General features: G+C 64.9%; 22 protein-coding genes. 15 read left to right on the plus strand and 7 right to left on the minus strand.

Annotation, left to right across the window (positions count from 1 at the left end):
* Positions 1 to 55: 55 nt before the first annotated feature.
* The 7 genes from HHA01_RS00005 to map all read right to left on the minus strand — a co-directional run bounded on the left by HHA01_RS00005 (position 56) and on the right by map (position 7,872).
* Positions 56 to 442, minus strand: a complete 387-nt coding sequence (locus tag HHA01_RS00005; protein WP_174787697.1) for a hypothetical protein — start codon at positions 440 to 442, stop codon at positions 56 to 58.
* Positions 443 to 455: 13 nt separating this feature from the next.
* Positions 456 to 1,631, minus strand: a complete 1,176-nt coding sequence (gene dapE / locus HHA01_RS00010; RefSeq protein WP_141317048.1) for a succinyl-diaminopimelate desuccinylase — start codon at positions 1,629 to 1,631, stop codon at positions 456 to 458.
* Positions 1,632 to 1,679: 48 nt separating this feature from the next.
* On the minus strand, positions 1,680 to 2,705 hold the full coding sequence (gene dapD, locus HHA01_RS00015; protein ID WP_141317049.1) for a 2,3,4,5-tetrahydropyridine-2,6-dicarboxylate N-succinyltransferase: 1,026 nt from the start codon (positions 2,703 to 2,705) through the stop codon (positions 1,680 to 1,682).
* Positions 2,706 to 2,741: 36 nt separating this feature from the next.
* Positions 2,742 to 3,080 (minus strand): Spx/MgsR family RNA polymerase-binding regulatory protein, encoded by a 339-nt coding sequence (locus HHA01_RS00020; RefSeq protein WP_141317050.1) that lies wholly within the window; start codon positions 3,078 to 3,080, stop codon positions 2,742 to 2,744.
* Positions 3,077 to 4,294, minus strand: a complete 1,218-nt coding sequence (gene dapC / locus HHA01_RS00025; protein ID WP_141317051.1) for a succinyldiaminopimelate transaminase — start codon at positions 4,292 to 4,294, stop codon at positions 3,077 to 3,079. The genes HHA01_RS00020 and dapC overlap by 4 nt, the downstream gene beginning before the upstream one ends.
* Positions 4,295 to 4,387: 93 nt before the next feature.
* Positions 4,388 to 7,069 (minus strand): [protein-PII] uridylyltransferase, encoded by a 2,682-nt coding sequence (locus HHA01_RS00030; RefSeq protein WP_141317052.1) that lies wholly within the window; start codon positions 7,067 to 7,069, stop codon positions 4,388 to 4,390.
* An 11-nt stretch (positions 7,070 to 7,080) separates the two neighbouring features.
* Entirely contained in the window at positions 7,081 to 7,872 is a 792-nt protein-coding gene (gene map, locus HHA01_RS00035; RefSeq protein ID WP_141317053.1) for a type I methionyl aminopeptidase, read from the minus strand.
* A gap of 297 nt (positions 7,873 to 8,169) precedes the next feature.
* Here map and rpsB point away from each other — a divergent pair, with 297 nt between their 5' ends.
* The 15 genes from rpsB (at position 8,170) to rnhB (ending at position 22,832) form a co-directional block, all read left to right on the plus strand.
* Positions 8,170 to 8,913 carry a 30S ribosomal protein S2 gene (gene rpsB, locus HHA01_RS00040; protein WP_141317054.1) on the plus strand — a complete coding sequence of 248 codons (744 nt, stop codon included), beginning with the start codon at positions 8,170 to 8,172 and terminating at the stop codon, positions 8,911 to 8,913.
* Between the two features lie 167 nt (positions 8,914 to 9,080).
* Positions 9,081 to 9,956 (plus strand): translation elongation factor Ts, encoded by an 876-nt coding sequence (tsf, locus tag HHA01_RS00045; RefSeq protein ID WP_141317055.1) that lies wholly within the window; start codon positions 9,081 to 9,083, stop codon positions 9,954 to 9,956.
* A gap of 110 nt (positions 9,957 to 10,066) precedes the next feature.
* Complete coding sequence (gene pyrH / locus HHA01_RS00050; RefSeq protein ID WP_141317056.1) at positions 10,067 to 10,834, plus strand: UMP kinase; 768 nt, start codon at positions 10,067 to 10,069, stop codon at positions 10,832 to 10,834.
* Positions 10,835 to 10,838: 4 nt separating this feature from the next.
* Complete coding sequence (frr, locus tag HHA01_RS00055) at positions 10,839 to 11,396, plus strand: ribosome recycling factor (protein WP_141317057.1); 558 nt, start codon at positions 10,839 to 10,841, stop codon at positions 11,394 to 11,396.
* Positions 11,397 to 11,466: 70 nt separating this feature from the next.
* Positions 11,467 to 12,234, plus strand: a complete 768-nt coding sequence (gene uppS, locus HHA01_RS00060; RefSeq protein ID WP_246053760.1) for a polyprenyl diphosphate synthase — start codon at positions 11,467 to 11,469, stop codon at positions 12,232 to 12,234.
* Positions 12,227 to 13,027: a phosphatidate cytidylyltransferase gene (locus tag HHA01_RS00065; RefSeq protein WP_141317059.1), complete on the plus strand. Its 801-nt coding sequence runs from the start codon at positions 12,227 to 12,229 to the stop codon at positions 13,025 to 13,027. The genes uppS and HHA01_RS00065 overlap by 8 nt, the downstream gene beginning before the upstream one ends.
* A 3-nt stretch (positions 13,028 to 13,030) precedes the next feature.
* Positions 13,031 to 14,272 (plus strand): 1-deoxy-D-xylulose-5-phosphate reductoisomerase, encoded by a 1,242-nt coding sequence (gene ispC / locus HHA01_RS00070; RefSeq protein ID WP_141317060.1) that lies wholly within the window; start codon positions 13,031 to 13,033, stop codon positions 14,270 to 14,272.
* A 31-nt stretch (positions 14,273 to 14,303) separates the two neighbouring features.
* A complete protein-coding gene (rseP, locus tag HHA01_RS00075) occupies positions 14,304 to 15,662 on the plus strand; it encodes a sigma E protease regulator RseP (RefSeq protein WP_141317061.1) in 1,359 nt (452 codons plus the stop codon).
* A gap of 88 nt (positions 15,663 to 15,750) precedes the next feature.
* Entirely contained in the window at positions 15,751 to 18,099 is a 2,349-nt protein-coding gene (bamA, locus tag HHA01_RS00080; RefSeq protein ID WP_373862919.1) for an outer membrane protein assembly factor BamA, read from the plus strand.
* 29 nt (positions 18,100 to 18,128) lie between these two features.
* The gene (locus tag HHA01_RS00085) at positions 18,129 to 18,620 is read left to right on the plus strand and encodes an OmpH/Skp family outer membrane protein (protein WP_141317062.1); all 492 of its coding nucleotides are present in this window, start codon (positions 18,129 to 18,131) and stop codon (positions 18,618 to 18,620) included.
* A gap of 30 nt (positions 18,621 to 18,650) precedes the next feature.
* Positions 18,651 to 19,688: a UDP-3-O-(3-hydroxymyristoyl)glucosamine N-acyltransferase gene (gene lpxD / locus HHA01_RS00090; protein WP_141317063.1), complete on the plus strand. Its 1,038-nt coding sequence runs from the start codon at positions 18,651 to 18,653 to the stop codon at positions 19,686 to 19,688.
* A 104-nt stretch (positions 19,689 to 19,792) separates the two neighbouring features.
* A complete protein-coding gene (gene fabZ / locus HHA01_RS00095) occupies positions 19,793 to 20,236 on the plus strand; it encodes a 3-hydroxyacyl-ACP dehydratase FabZ (protein WP_141317064.1) in 444 nt (147 codons plus the stop codon).
* The gene (gene lpxA, locus HHA01_RS00100; RefSeq protein WP_141317065.1) at positions 20,233 to 21,000 is read left to right on the plus strand and encodes an acyl-ACP--UDP-N-acetylglucosamine O-acyltransferase; all 768 of its coding nucleotides are present in this window, start codon (positions 20,233 to 20,235) and stop codon (positions 20,998 to 21,000) included. The genes fabZ and lpxA overlap by 4 nt, the downstream gene beginning before the upstream one ends.
* Before the next feature lie 12 nt (positions 21,001 to 21,012).
* On the plus strand, positions 21,013 to 22,224 hold the full coding sequence (lpxB, locus tag HHA01_RS00105) for a lipid-A-disaccharide synthase (RefSeq protein ID WP_141317066.1): 1,212 nt from the start codon (positions 21,013 to 21,015) through the stop codon (positions 22,222 to 22,224).
* A complete protein-coding gene (gene rnhB, locus HHA01_RS00110) occupies positions 22,221 to 22,832 on the plus strand; it encodes a ribonuclease HII (RefSeq protein ID WP_141317067.1) in 612 nt (203 codons plus the stop codon). The genes lpxB and rnhB overlap by 4 nt, the downstream gene beginning before the upstream one ends.
* The last annotated feature ends 30 nt before the right edge of the window (positions 22,833 to 22,862 follow it).

Below are 22,862 nucleotides of genomic sequence, written 5' to 3' on the forward strand. Positions count from 1 at the left end.
CATGCTGCCTTCCTTCTTCCTTCTTCCTTCTTCCTTCTTCCTTCTTCCTTCTTCCCTACTGCCCCGAATCCGGCCATTCGATGGTCTTTTCCTGAGCGTCGGGCATGACCTGCAGGAACTGGTCCGGTTCGTCGCCGGGTTGCCAGCCGCCCAGCGAACATCTTACCTCGCAGTCGAGTTGCCGTGCGGCTTCGTGGGCGCAGTCGCTGTCCGTCGTCCAGGGGGTATGGGCGCTGTCGAACCACAGACTGGCGAAGCCGTCGGCGGCCTTGGCGATCACCAGGATGTTGATGTCATGGCCGTCACGCTGCGCGGTGGCGCGCCAGCGGTTCTTGCCGGCGTTGGCCAGCGGCGGGGTGTCGAGGGCCTCCGCCAGCCAGGCGTTGAGCCGCTCGAGGTCGAGGTGGGCGAGGTATATCTCGATATCGGGATACGCTTGCATGACAGTCTCCGACTCAGGCCTGCTGGGCATCGTGAGTGAACAGCCGCTCGAGCACGGCCTCGTAGATACGGCTCAGGTCATCCAGGTCGGCGGCGCGGATGCGTTCGTCGACCTTGTGGATGGTGTCATTGCGCGGTCCCAGTTCGACAACCTGGCTGCCGAGACTGGCGATAAAGCGGCCGTCCGAGGTGCCGCCGGAGGTGGAGAGCGTGGGGCGACGCGACATGACGTCCTCGACGCTGGCCAGGGTGGCGTCCACCAGCTCGCCTTCGGCGGTCAGGAAGGGCTCACCGTTCAGCGTCCAGTCGACGTGAAAATCCAGCCCGTGTGCGGCGAGGATGGCCTCGGTGCGTTCACGCAGGGCCTGGTGGGTGACCTGCGTGGAGTAGCGGAAATTGAAGGTGGCCTGCACTTCACCGGGAATCACGTTGGTGGCCCCGGTGCCGGCGCGCAGGTTGGAGACCTGGAAGCTGGTCGCGGGGAAGAAGTCGTTGCCGGCGTCCCAGTGCTCGCGGACCAGGGCGTCGAGTGCCGGGGCGATCTGGTGAATGGGGTTGCGGGCCAGATGCGGGTAGGCCACATGCCCCTGAATGCCATGCACATGGAGCACGCCGCCCAGTGAGCCGCGACGGCCGTTCTTGATGGTGTCGCCGAGATGGTGCGTGGACGAGGGTTCGCCGACGATGCAGTAGTCGAGCCGTTCATGGGCTTCGCGCAGGTGCTCGACGACGGCGCGCGTGCCGTCCACGGCCGGCCCTTCCTCGTCGGAGGTGACCAGAAAGGCGATACGCCCCGAGTGGTCGGGGTGCGCGGTGACGAAGCGTTCCACGGCGGTCAGCATGGCGGCCAGGCTGCCCTTCATGTCGGCCGCGCCGCGTCCGCAGAGCATGCCCTGGTCATCGATGCGCGGTTCGAAGGGCGGATACTCCCAGTGGGCTTCGGGGCCGCTGGGAACCACATCGGTATGGCCGGCGAAGGCCAGCACCGGGCCGTGATGGCCATGCACGGCCCAGAAGTTCTCGACATCGCCGAAGGGCAGCGGCTCGATATCGAAGCCGAGTCGCGACAGGCGCTCGATCATCAGCGCCTGGCAGCCCTGGTCGTCGGGGGTGACCGAGGGGCGTTGCATGAGCTCCATGGCGAGCTCGAGGGTGGGGGACAGGCTGGGAGAGGTCTCGGATGAGGACATTCGGGCTTCCGGCGGGTCGTCCCGGGCGCCGCGGCGCCCGGACACGACTCAGTTGTGGGCGTGTAGGGCTTCGTTGAGGGCGATGGCGCTCTTGTTGGTCAGGCACTCGATGCGGCCGTTCAGGGAGTTGCGGCGCAGCAGCAGGTCGTCCTGGCCGGCCAGCTCGCGGGCTGCCACGCGACGCACTTCCTGGCCTTCGTCATCGAGCAGAGTGACCTTGGCGCCGGCCGTGATGTATAGCCCGGCCTCCACGGTGCAGCGATCGCCCAGCGGGATGCCGATGCCGGCATTGGCGCCGATCAGGCAGCCTTCGCCGACTCTGATGATGATGTTGCCGCCGCCGGAGAGGGTGCCCATGGTCGAGCAGCCGCCGCCGAGGTCCGAGCCCTTGCCGATCACCACGCCGGCCGAGATGCGTCCTTCGATCATGCCCGGGCCTTCGGCGCCGGCATTGAAGTTGACGAAGCCCTCGTGCATCACGGTGCTGCCTTCGCCCAGGTAGGCGCCCAGGCGCACGCGGGCGGTGTCGCCGATGCGCACGCCGGCCGGCACCACGTAGTCGGTCATCTTGGGGAACTTGTCGACACAGTCCACCGACAGCTGGCGGCCTTCCAGGCGGGCCTTGAGGCGGCGCGACGGTAGCTCCTCGACATCGATGGCGCCCTCGTTGGTCCAGGCGATGTTGCGCAGCAGGCCGAACATGCCGGTCAGGTCGGTGCCGTGCGGCTTGACCAGGCGATGCGACAGCAGGTGCAGCTTGAGGTAGACCTCGGGAGCACTCTGGGGCGGGGCATCCTGGTCGATGAAGGTCGCGACCAGCGGGCGCTGGCTGGCCGACAGGGCATCGGCCAGTTCGGCCTGGGCTTCCTGGCCGGCGGACCGGAGGGCCTCGGCGAGTGCGCTGCAGTGTTCCGGCAGGAAGCTGACGGCGGCGGTGCCGGCAGGCGCGTCCAGTGCCTCGGCGGCTGCGTCGATCAGGCTCTGATCGGGATTCAGCAGGGGGGCCGGGTAGTAGACTTCGAGCCAGTCACCCTGGGTGTTCTGGGTGCCGATGCCGAGTGCGAAGCTGAGCATGAGTGAATCCTCTTGAGTTCAGGGGCGCGGGGCGCCTCATAAAGTGTCGTAGTCGCCGTCCTTGAAGCCGACGATGACGGTATCTCCGGTGTCCAGCAGCGGGCGCTTGACCAGGGTCGGGTGAGCCAGCATCAGCTCGCGAGCCTGGTTGGAGTCCAGGTCGGCCTTGTCGGCGTCGTCCAGCTGGCGCCAGGTGGTGCTGCGCTTGTTGAGCAGTGTCATGACCGGCACATGCTCGAGGATGTGCTCGAGCAGGGCGGCGGACAGGCCGTCCTTGCGCAGGTCATGGGTCTGGAAGGGGATGCCCTTGCTTTCCAGTTCCTTGCGGGCGCGACGACAGGTATCGCAGTTGTGAATCAGCATCAGCGTCATCATGGTGTGGTCTCCCGGCTGACGGTGGCTTCGATGAGGCGACGCATGCGCTGGGCGGCTTCCCGGGTGGCTGCCAGGTCATCGACCAGCGCCAGCCGTATCCGGCCGGCGCCGGGGTTGTCGCCCCGGGAACCCCGGCGGCCCATGTAGCTGCCGGGCAGCACGCTGACGTTTTCAAGGCGATAGAGGTCGCGGGCGAAGGCTTCGTCATCGCCACCCGGCACCGCGGGCCACAGGTAGAAGCTGGCCTGCGGGGTGGGGAAGTCCATCACCGGGGCCAGAATCTCGGTGACCGCGGCGAACTTCTCGCGATAGGCGTCGCGGTTGGCGCGGACATGGTCCTCGTCGCGCCAGGCGGCGATGGAGGCGTGCTGCAGTGGCAGCGACATGGCGCAGCCGTGATAGGTGCGATAGCGGCGGAAGGCGCCGATCAGCTCGGCGTCGCCCGCCACGAAGCCGGAACGCAGGCCCGGCAGGTTGGAGCGCTTGGACAGCGAATGAAAGACCAGGCAGCGCCGATAGTCATGCCGGCCCAGCCGCGCGCAGGCCTGCAACAACCCGGGCGGCGGCGTGTTCTCGTCCAGGTAGAGCTCCGAGTAGCATTCGTCGGCGGCCACGATGAAGTCGTGTTCGTCGGCCAGCCGGATCAGCCGCTCAAGGTCTTCCAGGGGGGTGACGGCGCCGGTGGGATTGCCCGGCGAGCAGACAAAGACGATCTGCACGTCGCGCCAGGTGTCGGCGGAAATCGCTTCCAGGTCGGGGCGGAAGTCGTTGTCGGCACGGCAATCCAGGGTCAGGGTGCTGCCGCCGGCCAGCAGGGTGGCGCCCTCGTAGATCTGATAGAAGGGATTGGGTACCGCCACTCCGGCGGGACGGGTGCGGTCCAGGGCGCACTGGACGAAGGCGAAGATGGCCTCGCGGGTGCCGTTGACCGGCAGCACCTGGCGCTCGACATCCAGGCCGTCAAGCGCGAAGCGGCGCACGGCCCAGTCGGCGATGGCCTGACGCAGTTCGGGCAGCCCGGCAATGGCCGGATAGCGCGCCATTTCCCGGGAGGTTTCGTTCAGTGCCTCCAGGGCGCCGGCATAGGGCGCATGGCGAGGCTCGCCGATGGTCAGCGGGATATGGGCCAGCGACTCGGGGGGCGTGAGGTCCGCCTTGAGGGCCGCGAGTCGCTCGAACGGATAGGGTTGGAGCGCGTCGAGATCAGGGTTCATGAGTGTCCAGTCCGGCCGGGATCGGCGTCGTGTTGTTGTTGCAGGCAGGACGCCGATTATAGGGAAGGCCCGCAGGGGCCTCAAACGCGCCGCTCAGCCACTGACATCCAGGGTCTCGATGAGTCGCTCACGGAGACGTCGCAGGCGTTCGGCGTCCCTGATCGGGTGACCGGCCTTGTCGGTGATGAAGAAGACGTCCTCGACCCGCTCGCCCAGGGTGGCGATCTTGGCGGCCGACAGGGCAATGTCCTGCTCCATGAAGATGCGGCCGACCCGGGCCAGCAGGCCGGGGCGGTCCGGTGCCGTGAGCTCGAGCAGGGTGCGGTCATTGGCCGGGTCCTGGCGGATCTCGACCTCGGTGGCGACCCGGAAGTGCTTGAGCTGCCGGGGAGTATGGCGCGAGACGATCTGCGGGTAGTCGTCGGGGTCGTCGAGCTCCTCGACCAGGTGGCGACGGATTTCCTCGAGTCGCCCGCTATCGCGGATGGCGTCGCCATGGTCATCGAGGACGATGAAGGTGTTGAGCGTCCAGTTGTTGCTGGAGGTGGCGATGCGCGCGTCGTGAATCGACAGGCCGAGCTGTTCCATGGCCGCGGAAGTGGCGGCGAAGAGGTCATCCACCGAACGGGTATGAATGAAGACCTTGGTGCCGCCCTCGGCCATGTCGGCCGTCGGCGCGCTGAGCAGGATGAGTGGCAGCGCACTGCCGTCATGCCCGAGGATGCCCTGGGTCTGCCAGGCGATTTCGCTGGGCGCGTACTGCAGGAAGTAATCCTCGCCGAGCGACGCCCAGAGGCGGTCGACGCGCGTCATGTCGGTGCCCACCGTGGCCAGCAGGGAGTGGGCCTCGTCCCGGGTCTCGCGAATCGAGTCGTTGCGCTCCATGGGGTTTTCCAGGCCGCGGCGCAGGGCGCGTCGGGTCTCGCCATGCAGCTGGCGCAGCAGGGTGGCCCGCCAGCCGTTCCACAGCGTCGGATTGGTGGCGTTGATATCGGCCACGGTCAGCACATAGAGGTAATCGAGGCGTGTCTCGTCGCCGACCTCCCGGGCGAACTCGCTGATCACCTCGGGATCGGCGATGTCCCGTTTCTGCGCCACCATGGACATCAGCAGGTGGTGTTCGACCAGCCAGCTGACCAGGCGGGTATCGCGCTCGGGGAGATCATGCTCGCGGGCGAAGGCCTCGACGTCGGCGGCGCCGATCAGCGAATGGTCGCCGCCGCGTCCCTTGCCGATGTCGTGGAAGAGCCCGGCGATCCACAGCAGGTCGAGGCGCGGCAGCTGTCTGACGAGCTCGACCGCCACCGGGAAGCTCTCGCGGGCGCTGGCCTTGCGGAAGCCGTGGATGCACTTGAGCAGGCGCAGGGTGTGGGCATCGACGGTATAGATATGGAAGAGGTCGTGCTGCATCAGGCCGACCGCCTTGCCGAACACCGGCAGGTACTTGCCGAGCACGCCATAGCGGTTCATGCGCCGCAGCTGGCGGGCCACGTTGCCGCCCGAGCGCAGCAGTGCCATGAACAGGCGCTGATGATGCGGGTCGGCGCGGTAGCGATCATCGATCAAGTGGCGATGGTCGCGGATCAGGCGGATGGTATCGGCGCGCACGCCCTCGATCTCGGGGTGTTCGGCCATCAGCAGGAAGAGTTCGAGCAGGGCCGAGGGGTGTTCCTGAAAGAGGCTGCGCGAGCGTGCCTGGATGTAGTCGCCCTTGATCTCGAAGCGTTCGTTGAGCGGCCGGGTGGCGACGGCGGTGCCGCGGTGCAGGATGGCTTCGTCGAAGTGCTGCAGCAGCATATCGTTGAGGCCGCCCAGGGCCGTGACGTGTCGGTAGTAGCGCTTCATGAACTGTTCGACGGCCAGGCGTTCGGGGGTGTCGTGATAGCCGAACATGGTGGCGATGGTGCGCTGGTGGTCGAACAGCAGGCGGTCCTCGGCGCGCCCGGTGAGCATGTGCAGGGCATAGCGCACCTGCCACAGAAAGGCCTGGCCCTGGCTGAGGATGTGCAGCTCGGCATCGTTCATGAAGCCGTGGGCGACCAGGTCCTCGTAGCGCTGGGTGGCGAAGTGACGCTTGGCCACCCAGCCGATCATCTGGATATCGCGCAGCCCGCCCGGGGAGCTCTTGATGTTGGGCTCCAGGTGGTACTCGCTGTTGTTGAAACGGTAGTGACGGCTGATCTGCTCCTGCCGCTTGGCCTCGAAGAAGTGGTCGGCAGGCCACAGCTGCTGCGGTGACAGACGCGCCTGCATGGCCTCGCGCAGGCGCTCGGGGCCGGCCAGGGTGCGCGACTCGATCAGGTTGGTGATCACCGTGACATCGGCCGCCGCCTCGTGCGAGCAGTCGTTGAGCGAGCGCACGCTGTGGCCGATCTCCAGGCCGATGTCCCAGAGGAAGGTGATGAAGGCCGACAGGGCCTCGCGGTAGGCCGAGTCATCGTCCTGCTCGAGCAACAGCAGCAGGTCGATGTCCGAGTGGGGATGCAGCTCGCCGCGCCCGTAGCCGCCGACGGCGAGCAGGGCAATGCCGTCGTCGGGCCAGTCATGCTGCTCCCAGGCGATGGCCAGCAGGCGATCCAGGCAGCGCGCCCGCCCGTGCACCAGGTCACGGATATCGGCGCCGGCGCGGAAGCGTTCGTCGAGCCGTGTCTGAATCTCGCCCAGCGCGGCCTTGAACGGCGCGATGGGCGAGCGACTGCCGCTGAGTTCGGCATGAAACTTGTCGATGTCGAACAGCGTCTCGTCGGGCTCGAAACGGTAATGATGGAGCAGCATGATGAGCCGGCTCAGCGTTCGAGGAAAGAGAGGTCTTCGTCGCTGCGAGCCGTCAGCACCTCCACGCCCGTTGCGGTCACCAGCAGGGTGTGCTCCCACTGGGCGGTCAGCCCCTTGTCCTTGGTCACGGCGGTCCAGCCATCGCGCAGCACCCGGGTGCGATAGTCGCCGATATTGATCATCGGTTCGATGGTGAAGCACATGCCTTCCGCCAGGCTGATGTCGGCCTCGGGCGAGTAGCCATCGTAGTGCAGGATCTGCGGCTCCTCATGGAAGCCGGCGCCGATGCCGTGGCCGCAGAAGTCGCGCACCACGGTATAGCCGTTGGCCTCGGCGTGTTGCTGAATGGGGCGAGCCAGGTCGGAAAGCCGGGCGCCCGGGCGGACCGCCTGGATGCTCTGGTACAGGCATTCCTGGGTGACGCGGCACAGGCGCTCGCCCTGGATGGTCTGGCCGACGATGAACATCATGCTGGAGTCACCATGATAGCCATCCGCGGTCTTGACCGTGATGTCGATGTTCATGATGTCGCCGTTCTTGAGCTTCTTGGCGTTGTCCGGGATGCCGTGGCAGACCACATGGTTGATCGAGGTGCAGATCGACTTGGGGAAGCCGTGGTAATTCAGCGGGGCAGGGGTGGAGCCCAGTTCCTTGACGATATGATCGTAGCAGCGCTGATCCAGCTCGCCGGTGCTGACGCCGGCCTTGACGTGGGGGGTGATCATTTCCAGCACGCTGGCGGCCTGGCGGCCGGCTTCGCGCATCTTTTCGATTTCGTCGGGGGTCTTGATGGGGACGTTCATGGCAGCTCGAATTCAGGGGTGGCGTGGCCGCCGACGAGGCACCATCCTGAAGCGGAGGCGTCGGGCGACTTCATCTCGGAGTCAATCCATGGTATAAAGCTGCGCGCTTTCCTGCAATCGCCGATCCCGTTCGTCCCCAAGGTGTCGAACAATTCCGTCGGTGGGCAAGCGTAAATTCATGCACAACGCCTTGAAAACACACACGTACCGGCACATGGTCCCGGGTGCTGTCGGCGCGACCGACGGTCGGATCCATGGGGTGCGTGGAGGCCTAACCCGATTTTTCAGGAGTCATCCATGGCACACGTCAATATGCGTGACCTGCTGAAGGCAGGCGCTCACTTCGGTCACCAGACCCGTTACTGGAACCCGAAGATGGGCAAGTACATCTTCGGCGCACGTAACAAGATTCACATCATCAACCTCGAACATACGCTTCCGGCCCTGAACGAGGCGATCGATGTGGTCGAGAAGATGGCGGCCGCGAACAACAAGATTCTGTTCGTGGGCACCAAGCGCAGCGCCAGCAAGATCGTCAAGGAAGAAGCCAATCGCGTCGGCCAGTCGTTCGTCAACCATCGCTGGTTGGGCGGCATGCTGACCAACTTCAAGACGATTCGTCAGTCGATCAAGCGCCTGCGCGAACTCGAGACCATGCACGAGGACGGCACTTTCGAGAAGCTGACCAAGAAGGAAGTGCTGATGGTGACTCGCGAGCAGGACAAGCTCGAGCGCTCCATCGGTGGTATCAAGGACATGGGCGGTCTGCCCGATGCGCTGTTCGTCGTCGATGTCGACCACGAGCGGATCGCCATCAACGAGGCGAACAAGCTGGGCATTCCGGTCATCGGCGTGGTGGATACCAACTCCGATCCGGACGGCGTCGACTACGTGATCCCGGGCAACGATGACTCCATCCGCGCCATTCAGATCTACGTCCAGGCCATCGCCAATGCCTGCGCCCGTGCGAAGGAAGGTCGTCCCGACGAGTTTGTCGAGGTCACCGAGGAAAGCGCTGGCGACGCCGCCGCTGCCGAGTGAGCGTGACCCCGGCAGGGTCGTGAATATCGCGCCGCTTGTCGGCGATCCGTCACCGTGACGGCGCAAGGGGGCTGCGGCCCCCTTGCTTGCGCCCCGGGACGTGAACGGGAGTCGCCGGGCCCGCCCGGTCCCCATCTTCCAGGTCGAACCATTCAGAGGACACTACCATGGCAGCTATCAGCGCCTCTCAGGTCAAGGAACTGCGCGAGCGTACAGGGCTCGGCATGATGGAGTGCAAGAAGGCACTCACGGAAGCCGGTGGCGACATCGAAACCGCCATCGAAAACCTGCGCAAGAACTCCGGTCTCAAGGCCGCCAAGAAGGCCGGTCGCACCGCCGCCGAAGGCGCCATCGTCACCCGCGTGGCGGACGACGGCAGCTACGGCGTGATGGTCGAGATCAACTCCGAAACCGACTTCGTGGCGCGTGACGACAACTTCGTCGCCTTTGCCAACAAGGTTACCGATGCCTTCTTCACCGCCAAGAGCGAAGACGTGGCGGCCATCATGGAAGGTGATCTCGAAGGTGATCGCGAGCTTCTGGTACAAAAGATCGGCGAGAACATCAGCGTGCGTCGTTGCGTGGTCGTCGAGGCCGCCAACCAGGGCGGTAGCCTGGTCGGCGCCTATGTGCACAGCAGCCGCATCGGCGTGCTGACGGTGCTCAACGGTGGTACAGCAGAAGCCGCTCGTGACGTGGCCATGCATGCCGCCGCGCTCAACCCGGCCGTGGCACTGCCCGAGAACATGCCTCAGGACAAGCTGGACGCGGAAAAGGCGATCATCATGGCGCAGCCGGACATGGCCGGCAAGCCCGAGCAGATCGCCGAGAAGATGGTCCAGGGGCGCCTCAAGAAGTATCTGGCCGAGAACAGCCTGGTCGAGCAGGCCTTCGTCAAGGACCCGAACCAGACCGTGGCGGAATACGTCAAGGCGGCCGGTGGTGAGGTCCTCGGCTTTACCCGCTTCGAGGTCGGCGAGGGCATCGAGAAGGAAGAAGTCGATTTTGCCCAGGAAGTGATGGAACAGGCCAAGCGCAGCTGAGGTCTGAGGTTCCAGCATGACGTTGGCGTGCGCATTGACGCACGCCTTCGCGTATCCGGTCGGTTGATCCGGCCACCACGTCCATTCGACGAGTTCCGGGAGATCCACGCATGAGCAGTGCCGAGCAAACCTCTGCCACCAAGACCGACAAGTCCCGCGCCGCTGTCTCCAAGTACAAGCGTATCCTGCTCAAGCTGTCCGGTGAGGCCCTGACCGGCGATGCCGATTTCGGTATCGATCCGCAGGTGCTGGATCGCATGGCGCTGGAGATCGGCCAACTGGTCGGTATCGGCGTGCAGGTCGGTATCGTGGTCGGTGGTGGCAACCTGTTTCGCGGCTCCGCTCTCCACGAGGCCGGCATGGAGCGTGTGACCGGCGACCACATGGGCATGTTGGCTACCGTCATGAATGCCCTGGCCATGCGCGATGCCCTGGAACGTTCCAATATCCGCTCACGCGTGATGTCGGCGATTCCCATGAGCGGGGTGGTCGAACACTATGACCGTCGCACGGCGATCCGCTACCTGACCTCCGGCGACGTGGTGCTCTTCTCGGCGGGAACCGGCAACCCCTTCTTCACCACCGATTCCGCGGCCTGCCTGCGTGGTATCGAGATCGATGCCGATGTGGTGGTCAAGGCCACCAAGGTGGACGGGGTCTACGACAAGGACCCGGTACATGACCCGGATGCCGTCAAGTATGAGCAGTTGAGCTACGATGATGCGCTGGATCAGAAGCTCGGCGTCATGGATTTGACCGCTATCTGCCTGGTGCGGGACCATGACATGCCGGTTCGCGTGTTCAACATGAACAAGCCCGGTGCGCTGCTGAATCTGGTGGTAGGCGGTCGGGAAGGCACGCTGATTGACAGAGGGTGAAATCGTGATTGACGACATCAAGAAAGATGCGGAAACCCGCATGCAGAAGAGCTTCGAGTCTCTTCAGAACAACTTCAAGAAGATCCGCACCGGCCGAGCTCACCCGAGTATCCTGGATGCGGTGATGGTGGAGTACTATGGCGCCCAGATGCCCATCAACCAGGTGGCCTCGGTGAATGTCGAGGACGCTCGGACCCTGACGGTGGTGCCATGGGAACAGAGCATGGTGCCCAAGGTGGAAAAGGCCATCATGACCGCGGAACTGGGCCTCAATCCCGCCAGCGCCGGCAACGTGATTCGCGTGCCGATGCCGATGCTGACCGAGGAAACGCGCAAGGGCTATATCAAGCAGGCGCGTCAGGAAGCCGAGAATACCCGTGTCGCCGTGCGCAATGTGCGTCGTGATGCCAATCACGAGATCAAGGCGCTGCTCAAGAGCAAGGACATCACCGAAGACGATGAGCGTCAGGGCGAGGACGACATCCAGAAGCTGACCGACAAGATCGTCGGCGAGATCGACAAGGCGCTGGAAAGCAAGGAGCACGACCTGATGCAGGTCTGAGCATCCGGCGGCGTTCAGGATAGCGCCGTCGACTCACCCAGCCCGTGTTCCATTCGCCATGCGAGACACCATGACGTCAACGCAGTCCCTCCAGTCCCCGCCAACCGGGGATGCCTCCATTCCTCGCCATGTCGCCATCATCATGGACGGCAACAACCGCTGGGCCAGGTCGCACGGGATGTCTGGCGTGCGTGGTCATCATGCCGGTGTCGAAGCGGTACGCGCGGTCATCCGGCGCGCCGCCGAGAGAGGCGTCGGTACCCTGACACTGTTTGCCTTCTCCAGCGAAAACTGGCGCCGGCCGGCGGCCGAGATCCAGGCACTGATGGAACTCTTTCTGATGGCGCTGAAGCGTGAGGTCAAGAAACTTCACGATAATGACATCAAACTCTCGGTGATTGGTGACCGGGAGGGGTTCTCGTCGACCATCCAGAAACACATCGCCTCGGCGGAGGAGTTGACCGCCGACAATGGCGGGCTTCATCTGGTGGTGGCGGCCAATTACGGCGGGCGTTGGGACATTACGCGTGCGGCCCGGCGCCTCGGTCAGCGCGTGGCGGCCGGCGAGCTCGAAGCGGAAGAAATCGACGAGCAGGCCATGGAGGACGAGCTCTGCCTGGGCCATGAACCTCCGGTGGATCTGTGCATTCGCACCAGTGGCGAACGCCGCATCTCCAATTTCCTGCTGTGGCAGATGGCTTACGCGGAACTCTACTTCACCCCGGTATTGTGGCCGGATTTCGGTGCCGAGGCATTCGATGATGCCCTGGCGGATTTCGCCGGCCGGCAGCGCCGATTCGGCATGACCGATGAGCAGGCCGAGGCGCAGGGTGCTTAAACAACGTGTCATCACCGCCGTCTGGCTGGCGCCCTTGAGCCTGATCGGGTTGTTCGGACTGGAGGGTACGCCCTTTGCCGTTTTCACCGCTCTGGTGCTGCTGTTGGCGGGCTGGGAATGGAGCCGCCTGGCCGGTTTGGACAGCACCCGGCAGCGGGGCGGCTGCGTGCTCGGCCTCGGCGCGGCCCTGCTGCTGCTGGGATGGTTGGATGCCGACCGAGCCTCCTGGTTGCTGCTGTTCGGTGGCGTCGGCTGGCTGGCCAACCTCTACTGGGTCACCGGCTATCCCGAACGGGTCGCGCAATGGCGGCCGCTCTGGGTGCGCCTCGCCATGGGGGCCTGGGTGCTGGTACCCACCTGGGTCGGCTTCAACGTGCTGCGCGAGGCCGGCGCGGCCTGGCTGCTCTTCGTGCTGCTGCTGGTCTGGGGCGCGGATATCGGCGCCTACTTCGTGGGGCGCGCGCTCGGGCGTCGCAAGCTGGCGCCGAGTGTCAGCCCGGGCAAATCCTGGGAAGGCGTGGCAGGTGGTGTGCTGGTCAGTTCGCTGCTGGCCGTCGCCTTTGCCAGCTGGCAGTCGTTGAGCCTCGGCGCCGGCCTCGGCCTGCTGGCGGTGACCGTTATCGTTACCCTGGCGTCCGTGCTGGGTGACCTGCTGGAAAGCATGCTCAAGCGCTTTCGGGGCCTCAAGGACTCCAGCCAGTTGCTGCCGGGACATGGAGGCATTCTCGATCGCATCGACAGCCTGACGGCCGCCGTGCCGTTGTTTGCCCTGCTGTACCCAGGGGGGTGGTAAGCAATGGTGGTCCAGGCTGCGTCCGCTGATGTCAGGTTCGAGACCACCGCCCAGGGTGGAGGCAACTCGCCGGTGGCCGTCACGGTCCTCGGCGCCACCGGCTCGATCGGTACCAGTACCCTGGATGTGATCGCACGCCACCCCGAGCGCTATCGTGTGCATGCCCTGTCGGCGCACCGCTCGCGGGAAGAGCTGCTGGTCCGATGTCGCGAGCATCAGCCACGTCTGGCGGTACTCGAGCGCGAGGAAGATGCGCGCTGGCTGCGCGCCCGCCTGGCCGAGGCCGGCCTGGACACCGAAGTACGCACGGGACGCGATGCCCTGGTCGAGATCGCCGAGGCGCCGGAGGTCGATGTGGTCATGGCGGCCATCGTGGGCGCCGCCGGGCTGTTGCCGACCCTGGCCGCCGTGGAGGCCGGCAAGCGCGTGCTGCTGGCCAACAAGGAAGCCCTGGTGATGTCCGGCGGTCTCTTCATGGAGGCCGTGACGCGCTCCGGGGCGACTCTGCTGCCGATCGATTCTGAACATAATGCCATCTTCCAGTGTCTACCCCCCGAGCATCGTGGTGGTCTGGAGCAGCATGGCGTGACTCAACTGCTGCTGACCGCCTCGGGCGGCCCCTTTCGGGGCTGGAGTGCCGAGCGGCTGGCGGCGGTGACCCCTGAGCAGGCCTGCGCCCATCCCAACTGGTCGATGGGGCGCAAGATTTCGGTGGACAGTGCCACCCTGATGAACAAAGGGCTCGAGTTGATCGAGGCCTGCTGGTTGTTCGATGCGCGGCCCGACCAGATTCAGGTGGTCGTGCACCCCCAGAGCGTGATCCACTCCATGGCGGCCTACAATGATGGATCGGTGATAGCGCAACTCGGCAACCCCGACATGCGCACGCCGATCGCCCATGGCCTGGCCTGGCCCGAGCGGATCGCCTCGGGGGTCGAAGCGCTGAACCTGTTCGAGGTGGCGCGCTTCGATTTCGAGCCGCCGGATGATACGGCCTTCCCCTGTCTGCGACTGGCCCGCGAGGCGATTGCCAGCGGAGGAACGGCACCGGCGGTGCTCAATGCCGCCAACGAAGTCGCCGTCGAGGCGTTTCTCGATGGCCGGTTGAGTTTCAACGGCATCGGCGAGCTGGTCGAGTGTGTCCTCACCAGCTGCCGGGTCGACCCGGCGGCCGAGCTCGAGGGCATCCTGGCCGCCGATGAACGAGCACGACGCGATGCCAGGCAATGGCTTGGTGAGTCTTGAACAGGTCGAATCATTCACTCAGGAGGCTGCCATGGGGTTGATCCAGAATGTGCTGGCGGTGATCGTGGTCCTGGGCCTGTTGATCACCTTCCACGAGTTCGGCCATTTCTGGGTCGCGCGCCGCTGTGGCGTCAAGGTGCTGCGCTTCTCGGTCGGCTTCGGCAAGCCCCTCTGGTCGCGCTTCGATCGCCATGGCACCGAGTTTGCCGTGGCGGCGATTCCGCTGGGTGGCTACGTCAAGATGCTCGACGAGCGCGAAGGGCCGGTGCCGGCCGACGAGCAGCACCTGGCCTTCAATCACAAGACGGTCTGGCAGCGGATTGCCATCGTGGCCGCCGGGCCGGTGGCCAACTTCCTGTTGGCGCTGGTCGCCTACTGGGCGCTCTTCGTGGCCGGTACCACGGCCGTGGCCCCCGTGGTCGGCGAGGTGGCGCCCGACTCGCCCGCCGCCCAGGGCGGCTTGCGCAGCGGTCAGGAAATTACCGCCATCGAAGGCCAGGCGGTGCGTTCCTGGGAAGACGTCAATCTGGAGCTGGTGTCGCGCATCGGGGCCTCCGGGGTGCTGGAGGTCGCGGCGCGTGCCGAGGCCAGCAGTGTGCCGCGGTCCTACCAGCTGCCGGTACAGGACTTCATGGTCCGCCAGGATCCGCCGCGTCCCCTGCAGACCCTGGGGGTCAGTCCATGGCGGCCCTCGGTGCCGCCGGTAATCGACCGTCTCGCCGAGGGTGAGCCCGCGGCGGCTGCCGGGCTGCAGAGTGGCGACCGAGTGCTGGCAGTGGGCGGGCAGGCCGTCGATACGTGGAGCGCTTTCGTCGAGCGAGTGCAGGCGAGCCCCGGCGAGACGCTGGAGGTCGAGGTCGAGCGCAATGGCGAGACCTTGAGCCTTGCCATCACGCCGCGAGACCGCGAACAGGCCGATGGCGGCAGCGTCGGCTACATTGGCGCCGGGGTGGCGTCGGTGTCCTGGCCCGAGGAGTATCTGCGCGATATTCGTTATGGCCCGCTGGTGGCCCTCGGCCAGGCGGCCCAACGTACCGGCGACATGACGCTGCTGACCCTGGATGCGATCCGCAAGATGCTGATGGGACTGATTTCGCCCTCGAATCTGTCCGGCCCGATTACCATTGCGCAGATTGCCGGTGACTCCGCGCGCTCCGGACTGGAAAGCTTCGTCAGCTTCCTGGCCTACCTGTCGATCAGCCTGGGGGTGCTCAATCTTTTGCCCATCCCGGTACTCGATGGTGGGCATCTACTTTATTACGTCGTCGAGGTGGTGCGCGGACGACCGGTATCCGAGCGTGCTCAGGCTTTCGGCCTGCGCATCGGTGTGGCTCTGGTCGGTACCCTGATGTTGATGGCGCTGTATTTCGACCTGATGCGGCTCTGGTAAAACCGCGCTGCGGCTTGTCAGTTGCCCGTACAAATGTATAAGGTGCCTGTCTGGACAGGTAGGCAGATCAACGCGAGCGAATGACTGCATGAAGATCAAGACCATCGGAATGGCGGCGCTGCTGCTTGCCGGTGCCAATACGGCACAGGCTGACTCCTTCAAAGTTTCCGACATCCGGGTGGAAGGCCTGCAGCGGGTCTCGGCCGCCTCGGTGTTCAATGCATTTCCTGTCAGTGTTCAGGAGCAGGTGGATGACCGAGAGCTGGCGGAGGCAGCGCGCGAGCTGTTTGCCACAGGCCTGTTCGACGATATCCATCTCGCCCGCGAGGGTGATGAGTTGATCATCCAGGTGGAAGAGCGCCCGACCATCACCCGCCTCAATATCGAGGGCAACGAGCAGATCACGGATCAGGACCTGCGTAACGGTCTCAGCCGGGCGGGCCTGGTCGAAGGGCAGGTGCTGCAACTCTCCACCCTCGAGGAGATTCAGCGCGAGCTCTCTGGCCTGTATCAGTCCCAGGGGCGTTATAACGCGACCATCGATGCCGAGGTCGAACAGGTCGGCGCCGGTCAGGTGGCGGTCAACATCAATATCGATGAGGGCGAAGTCACCAAGATTCGCCAAATCAATATCGTCGGCAATGAAGCCTTCGATGACGAGACCCTGAAGGATGTGTTCGAGCTGGAGGATCGCCCCGGCTGGTTCTTTGGCTGGTTTACCAACGACTCCTACTCGCGCGAGGCGCTGTCCGGGGACCTGGAGCGGCTGCGTTCCTATTACATGGATCGTGGCTATGTGAATTTCGCCATCGACTCCACTCAGGTGTCGGTGGCGCCAGAGGAATCGCGGATCTTCGTGACCATCAATGTCACCGAGGGGGAACGCTACAAGGTCGGCGACATCCGCTTCGACGGTGATCTGCGCATCTCCGAAGAGGAGGCCCGCGGGCTGCTCGAGATGCAGAGTGGCGAGGTCTTCTCGCGCAGTGACGTCATTGCTTCTTCCGAGGCCATTCGTTCGCGCCTGGGGGCCGAGGGCTTCGCCTTCGCCAAAGTCAACGGTATTCCGCAGACCGGCAGCGATGGCGAAACGGTGGACCTGACCTTCCAGGTCGAGCCGGGCCGTCGCGCCTATGTGCGGCGCATTGAGTTCGTCGGTAACACCACGACTCAGGACGAGGTCCTGCGCCGCGAGATGATCCAGATGGAAGGGGCCCCGGCTTCCACCGAATCGATCAGTCAGTCGCGTCAGCGCCTGCAGCGTCTGGGCTTCTTCAAGCAGGTCGAAGTGCAGACCGAACCGGTCCCCGGAGTCAGCGACCAGCTGGACGTGACTTATACCGTCGAGGAGCAGCCTTCCGGCTCGATTTCCGCCAGTCTTGGCTTCTCGCAGAGTGCTGGCGTGATCTATGGCGCTTCGCTGTCGCAGAACAACTTCCTGGGCACCGGCAATCGCGTCAATATCGGCGCCCAGAAGAGCGATACCTACACGGATGTCAACTTCGGTTTCACCGATCCATACTGGACCCTGGATGGCATCTCGCGGGGCTATAACCTGTATTATCGCAAGACCGACTATGAAGATTCGGACATCTCGACCTATTCGACGGACGCGCTGGGTGCCGGCATCAACTTCGGCTATCCGATCAACGAGCTGACGCGGCTCAACTTCGGTGCCACCGTCGAGGATCTCACGGTCAAGACGTATCGCGACACGCCTTCCGAGATCGAGCGCTATGTACAGGATCAGGGCGATCATGCCCAGACCCTGCAGTTGAGCTCCAGCTGGACGCGCAACGAGCTCAACCGAGGCATCATGCCCACGGCGGGCAACTACCAGCGCCTGTCGCTGGAGGCGTCGGCGCCCGGCAGCGATGTGGAGTACTACAAGGCCCGGGCCCAGGCCCGCCACTTCTTCCCGCTCAATGAGGAAGAGACCTGGTCGCTCAAGTTCCGCGGAGAGGTGGGGTATGCCAATACCCTGGGCGGCGATGCCCCCTATCCGTTCTACGAGAACTTCCTCTCGGGCGGTCTGGGCTCGGTGCGTGGTTTCACCACCAACACCCTGGGTATGCCCACGACGCCGCGCGAATTCGGGGAGGACCGCACGCTCGGCGGCAACGTCCTGGTCGAGGGGTCGGCAGAAGTGATCTTTCCCATGCCTTTCGTCGAGGACAAACGCTCCGTCCAGCCCTCGGTGTTCATCGATGCGGGCAATACCTTCCTGACCGAATGCTATCCGGTACTCGAGCAGGACGAAGGGCGTTCGCAGTGCAACTCCGGTGTCGATCTGGGCAATCTGCGCTACAGTGCCGGCGTTGGTGTGTCGTGGCTGACACCGGTCGGTCCCCTGACCTTCAGCGTGGCGCGGCCGATCAATGACAAGAGCGACGACGACACCCAGTTCTTCCAGTTCTCGCTGGGTCAGAGCTTCTGACCCCGTCACATGACAAAGGAGTTGTCTTGATGCGCAAGTGGACAGTCGCGTTGATGGTGGGATTGGTAGGGGCGATCAGCGCCCCTGCGCAAGCGGCCGATGTCGCCTTACTGAATTGGCAGAAGGCATTGCTGGATACTCAGGTCGCCCAACGCTCCATGAATCAGTTCCGCAACAGCACTCATGCCAAGCAGCAGGAGGCGGAATCCCTGGGCCAATCCCTTCAGGCCATGCAGCAGCGTTTCCAGGAGGGTGGTCAGCCCACTCAGGCCGAGCAACAGGAGTTCCAGACCAAGCGGCAGCGTTTCGAGCAGCTGCGTCGTGATATTCTCGAGGCACGCCAGCAGGCGGAACAAGCGTTTCTGGAAGATGCCAAACCGAAACTGGACCAGGCCGTGCAGCAGGTGATCGAGCGTCACGATGTTCAGGTCCTGGTGGCACCACAGGGCGTGGTGCATGCTGAAGGTGATCTCCCCAACCTGACCGGTGAGGTGACCTCGATTCTCAATTCGCTCAATTGACCGAGCCCCGTCGACCAGTCCCGGAACTCCATGAATCAAGATGCCCACTCTCTGACACTCACCGAGATCGCCACGCGCCTGGGAGCCGAGCTCCGGGGCGATGGCGCGCAGCGAGTGAGTGGCCTGGCTACCCTGCGTGATGCCGGCCCCGAGCATATTACCTTCCTCGCCAACCGCGCCTACCTCAAGGATCTGATGGATACCCGAGCCGCGGCGGTGCTCCTGCACCCCAGCCACGCCGCGAGTTGTCCCACGCCCTGCCTGACCCTGGAAAACCCCTACCTGGGGTATGCCGAGCTGTCGCGCCTCTTCGATCCGCTGGCCAACCGCGACCCGGCCGGTGTGCACCCGTCGGCCGTGGTCGCCGCGGATGTCCGGCTGGGGGCAGGCGTCAGTGTCGGCCCGCAGGCCGTCATCGAGTCCGGCGTGACCCTGGGCGATGGGGTCGTCGTCGGCGCCGGCTGCGTGATCGGCGCCGACACGCGGGTCGGTGCCCACAGCCGGTTGCATGCCAATGTGACCCTCTATCACGGCATCATCATCGGTGACCGTGCCGTGCTGCACAGCGGTTGCGTGATCGGCGGGGATGGTTTCGGTTTCGCCCATGACGGCAGCGGCTGGCACAAGATCGCTCAACTGGGCGGGGTCGTGCTGGGTGATGATGTCGAGGTCGGCAGCTGCTCCAGCATCGACCGGGGAGCGCTGGGCGACACTCTGATCGGCAATGACGTCAAGATCGACAGCCAGGTGCAGATCGCCCACAACGTGCAGATCGGCGAACACAGCGCGCTGGCCGGCTGTGTCGGCATTGCCGGCTCGACTCGGGTCGGCAGGCACTGCATGCTGGGAGGCGGCGTCGGGCTTTCCGGACATCTGACGATCTGTGACGGGGTCCAGGTCACCGGCATGAGCCTGGTGACCAACTCGATTCTCGAACCGGGCATCTATTCCTCGGGGACGGGCGCCATGGACAACGCCCAGTGGCGACGCAATGCCGTGCGCTTCAAGCAGCTCGACGATATCGCGCGTCGTTTGAGTCGTCTCGAAAAAGCCGGTCGGGGTGCTTGAGGCCTTGCTGCGGGTCGGTATAATTCCGGCCCGCCCACCGCTGTCGGATCGGTGGATGTGCCCGTCGCGTGGGGCGGGCTTTTGTCATCTCAGAGGTTGCTACGATGGAAATGGACATCAACGACATTCGCGAATACCTGCCCCACCGGTATCCCTTCCTGCTGGTCGACAGGGTCATGGAACTGACGGTCGGCGAATCCATCGTTGCCTACAAGAATGTGAGCGTCAACGAGCCGTTCTTCAATGGTCACTTCCCGCATCACCCCATCATGCCCGGCGTGCTGGTCATCGAAGCCCTGGCGCAGGCATGCGGTATCCTGGGTTTCAAGACCGTCAATAAACTTCCGGCGGATGGATATGTCTACTATCTGGTGGGCAGTGACAATGTCCGCTTCAAGCGTCCGGTGATGCCCGGCGATCAACTGCGCCTGGAAGCCGTGGTGATCCGCGGCAAGCGGGGCATCTGGAAGTTTGACTGCAAGGCCAGCGTGGACGGCGATGTGGCCTGCGAGGCCGAGATCATCTGTGCCGAGAGGAAAGTTGCTTGATTCATCCCAACGCCATTGTCGACCCCGGAGCTCGCCTGGCCGATGACGTCGAGGTCGGTCCCTTCTCGGTGATCGGCCCGGATGTCGAGATCGGCGCCGGCTCACGCATCGGTCCCCATGTGGTGGTCAAGGGGCCGACGGTTCTCGGCGAACGAACCCGAGTCTTTCAGTTCGCCTCGGTGGGCGAGGACTGCCAGGACAAGAAATACGCCGGTGAGCCGACACGCCTGGTCATGGGCGACGACAACGTCGTGCGCGAGGGAGTCACCCTGCACCGCGGTACCGCTCAGGATCGGGGCGAAACCACCATCGGCTCGCGCAATCTGTTCATGGCCTACGCCCATGTCGGCCACGACTGCGTGATCGGCGATGACTGCATCCTGGCCAACCAGGTGACCCTGGCGGGACACGTGACCCTGGGTGACTTCTCGATCCTCGGGGGGCTCTCGGCGGTGCATCAGTTCTGCCATTTCGGTGAGCATGCCATGGCCGGTGGCGGCTCGATCATCACCAAGGACACGCCGGCCTATGTCATGATCAACGGCAATCCCGCCCAGGTGCATGGCCTCAATCTGGTGGGCATGCGCCGCCGCGGTTTCAGCAATTCCTCGCTCAAGGCGCTGGGCGATGCCTACCGTCTGGTGTATCGCCAGGGGTTGACCGTCGAGCAGGCACTGGCCACGATCCGCGAACGCTATTCCCTGCCGGAGACCGAGACCTTCGCGGCCTCCATCGAGGTATCTTCCCGGGGCATCATTCGCTGAGCGAGGTATGCCATGGGCATCCAACGCATCTATGTGGTCGCCGGCGAACTCTCCGGCGACATTCTCGGTGCCGGATTGATCCGCGAGCTCAAGTCACGCCATCCCGGGGCGGAATTCCGCGGCATCGGTGGCCCGCGCATGATTGCCGAGGGCGTCGACAGCCGCTTTCCGCTGGAGACGCTGTCGGTCATGGGGCTGGTCGAGGTGCTCAAGCACCTGCCGCGCCTGATCCGCGTGCGGCGCGCCCTGCGCCGCGATGCCCTGGCCTGGCAGCCGGACATCATGATCGGCATCGATGCGCCGGACTTCAATCTGGGGCTCGAGCGTCAGCTGCGCGAGGCCGGCGTGACCACCGCCCACTATGTCAGCCCCTCCGTCTGGGCCTGGCGCCAGGGGCGGGTCAAGGGTATCGCCCGAGCCGTGGATGCCATGCTGACCTTTCTGCCCTTCGAGGCGGCCTTCTATGTCCACCACCGTGTGCCGGTGGCCTATGTCGGGCATCCGCTGGCGGATGAACTGCCGCTGGTCAATGATCGAGCGGCGGCACGCGAGACGCTGGGCCTGGCGCCGGAAGGCAAGCTGCTGGCGATTCTGCCCGGCTCCCGCGCCAGTGAAGTACGCTTTCTCGGGGCGACCTTCCTGGAGGCGGCCGAGCGCCTGTGTGCCGAACGTGCCGACCTGACCCTGGTGATTCCCGCCGCGACCCCGCAGCGACGCGAGGAGCTGGAGGCCCTGCTGGCCGAGCGCGACGGCCTGCGCGGGCGGGTGACCCTGGTCGACGGTTGTTCTCGCGAGGCCATGGTGGCCAGCGACCTGGTGCTGCTCACCTCGGGGACGGCGGCGCTGGAGGCCATGCTCTGTCATCGCGCCATGCTGGTAGCCTATCGGATGGCGCCGATGACCCACTTTCTGGCCCGGTATCTGGTCAAGACCGAGTGGATCTCCCTGCCCAACCTGATTGCACGTGACAGCCTGGTGCCGGAACTGATCCAGGATGCCGCGAATGCCGAGGCCATCGCCGGGAGTCTGGCCGGGCTGCTCGATGACGGCGAGGCGCGGGCAGCGCTGGAGGCGCGTTTCGCCGCCATGCACCAGGCCCTGTGTCGCGATGCCAGCCGACGCGCCAGTGATGCCGTCGAGGCGCTGGTCGAGGGGCGGGCATTGCCCGCGTCGGTCTCTCCGGAGCGGCTCGACGCCCCCCATGGCGAGGGAGGGTCGTCATGAGCGAGCCTGCACGGCCGCCGCTGGAGATCGACTATCAGGGAGACCGGCTGGCCGGCGTCGATGAGGTCGGGCGAGGGCCGCTGGTCGGTTCCGTGGTAGCGGCGGCGGTCATCCTCGACCCGGCGTGCTCCATCGACGGCCTGACCGACTCCAAGCAGCTGACCGCTCGGCGGCGGGAGGCCCTGTCGGCCCGTGTCCGCGAGCAGGCGCTGGCATGGACGCTGGCCGAGGCCTCGGCCGAGGAAGTTGACGGCCTGAACATCTACCATGCCACGCACCTGGCCATGCGGCGTGCCATCGATGCCCTGAGCCCGGCCGCCGAATATCTGCTGGTGGACGGTAATCGTCTGCCCGGGCATCATGTGCCGGGGCAGGCCGTGGTCAAGGGCGACGCCCGTCATCCGGCCATTGCCGCCGCCTCGATACTCGCCAAGGTGGCCCGCGATGCCGCCATGCTCGAGCTCGATGCCCGGCATCCCGACTATGGCTTCGCGCGCCACAAGGGCTATCCGACCCGCGAGCATCTGTCTGCCCTGGAGCGTCTCGGACCACTGCCCGAGCATCGGCGCTCCTTCGGACCGGTAAAACGCCAGCTGGCGCTATTCTAGGTCAGTTTACACCAGGCATGATGGTGAGGA

Source organism: Halomonas halmophila (genome assembly GCF_006540005.1).
GTDB classification, from domain to species: domain Bacteria; phylum Pseudomonadota; class Gammaproteobacteria; order Pseudomonadales; family Halomonadaceae; genus Halomonas; species Halomonas halmophila.

What these genes read in the sequence shown, in the direction of transcription:
- HHA01_RS00005 (WP_174787697.1), bottom strand. Translation starts at nt 442, where the DNA reads ATGCAAGCGTATCCCGATATCGAGATATACCTCGCCCACCTCGACCTC.
- HHA01_RS00085 (WP_141317062.1), top strand. Translation starts at nt 18,129, where the DNA reads ATGCGCAAGTGGACAGTCGCGTTGATGGTGGGATTGGTAGGGGCGATC.
- rpsB (WP_141317054.1), top strand. Translation starts at nt 8,170, where the DNA reads ATGGCACACGTCAATATGCGTGACCTGCTGAAGGCAGGCGCTCACTTC.
- uppS (WP_246053760.1), top strand. Translation starts at nt 11,467, where the DNA reads ATGACGTCAACGCAGTCCCTCCAGTCCCCGCCAACCGGGGATGCCTCC.
- bamA (WP_373862919.1), top strand. Translation starts at nt 15,751, where the DNA reads ATGAAGATCAAGACCATCGGAATGGCGGCGCTGCTGCTTGCCGGTGCC.
- pyrH (WP_141317056.1), top strand. Translation starts at nt 10,067, where the DNA reads ATGAGCAGTGCCGAGCAAACCTCTGCCACCAAGACCGACAAGTCCCGC.
- dapC (WP_141317051.1), bottom strand. Translation starts at nt 4,294, where the DNA reads ATGAACCCTGATCTCGACGCGCTCCAACCCTATCCGTTCGAGCGACTC.
- lpxD (WP_141317063.1), top strand. Translation starts at nt 18,651, where the DNA reads ATGAATCAAGATGCCCACTCTCTGACACTCACCGAGATCGCCACGCGC.
- lpxB (WP_141317066.1), top strand. Translation starts at nt 21,013, where the DNA reads ATGGGCATCCAACGCATCTATGTGGTCGCCGGCGAACTCTCCGGCGAC.
- HHA01_RS00020 (WP_141317050.1), bottom strand. Translation starts at nt 3,080, where the DNA reads ATGATGACGCTGATGCTGATTCACAACTGCGATACCTGTCGTCGCGCC.
- fabZ (WP_141317064.1), top strand. Translation starts at nt 19,793, where the DNA reads ATGGAAATGGACATCAACGACATTCGCGAATACCTGCCCCACCGGTAT.
- rnhB (WP_141317067.1), top strand. Translation starts at nt 22,221, where the DNA reads ATGAGCGAGCCTGCACGGCCGCCGCTGGAGATCGACTATCAGGGAGAC.
- rseP (WP_141317061.1), top strand. Translation starts at nt 14,304, where the DNA reads ATGGGGTTGATCCAGAATGTGCTGGCGGTGATCGTGGTCCTGGGCCTG.
- HHA01_RS00030 (WP_141317052.1), bottom strand. Translation starts at nt 7,069, where the DNA reads ATGCTGCTCCATCATTACCGTTTCGAGCCCGACGAGACGCTGTTCGAC.
- dapD (WP_141317049.1), bottom strand. Translation starts at nt 2,705, where the DNA reads ATGCTCAGCTTCGCACTCGGCATCGGCACCCAGAACACCCAGGGTGAC.
- ispC (WP_141317060.1), top strand. Translation starts at nt 13,031, where the DNA reads ATGGTGGTCCAGGCTGCGTCCGCTGATGTCAGGTTCGAGACCACCGCC.
- dapE (WP_141317048.1), bottom strand. Translation starts at nt 1,631, where the DNA reads ATGTCCTCATCCGAGACCTCTCCCAGCCTGTCCCCCACCCTCGAGCTC.
- map (WP_141317053.1), bottom strand. Translation starts at nt 7,872, where the DNA reads ATGAACGTCCCCATCAAGACCCCCGACGAAATCGAAAAGATGCGCGAA.
- tsf (WP_141317055.1), top strand. Translation starts at nt 9,081, where the DNA reads ATGGCAGCTATCAGCGCCTCTCAGGTCAAGGAACTGCGCGAGCGTACA.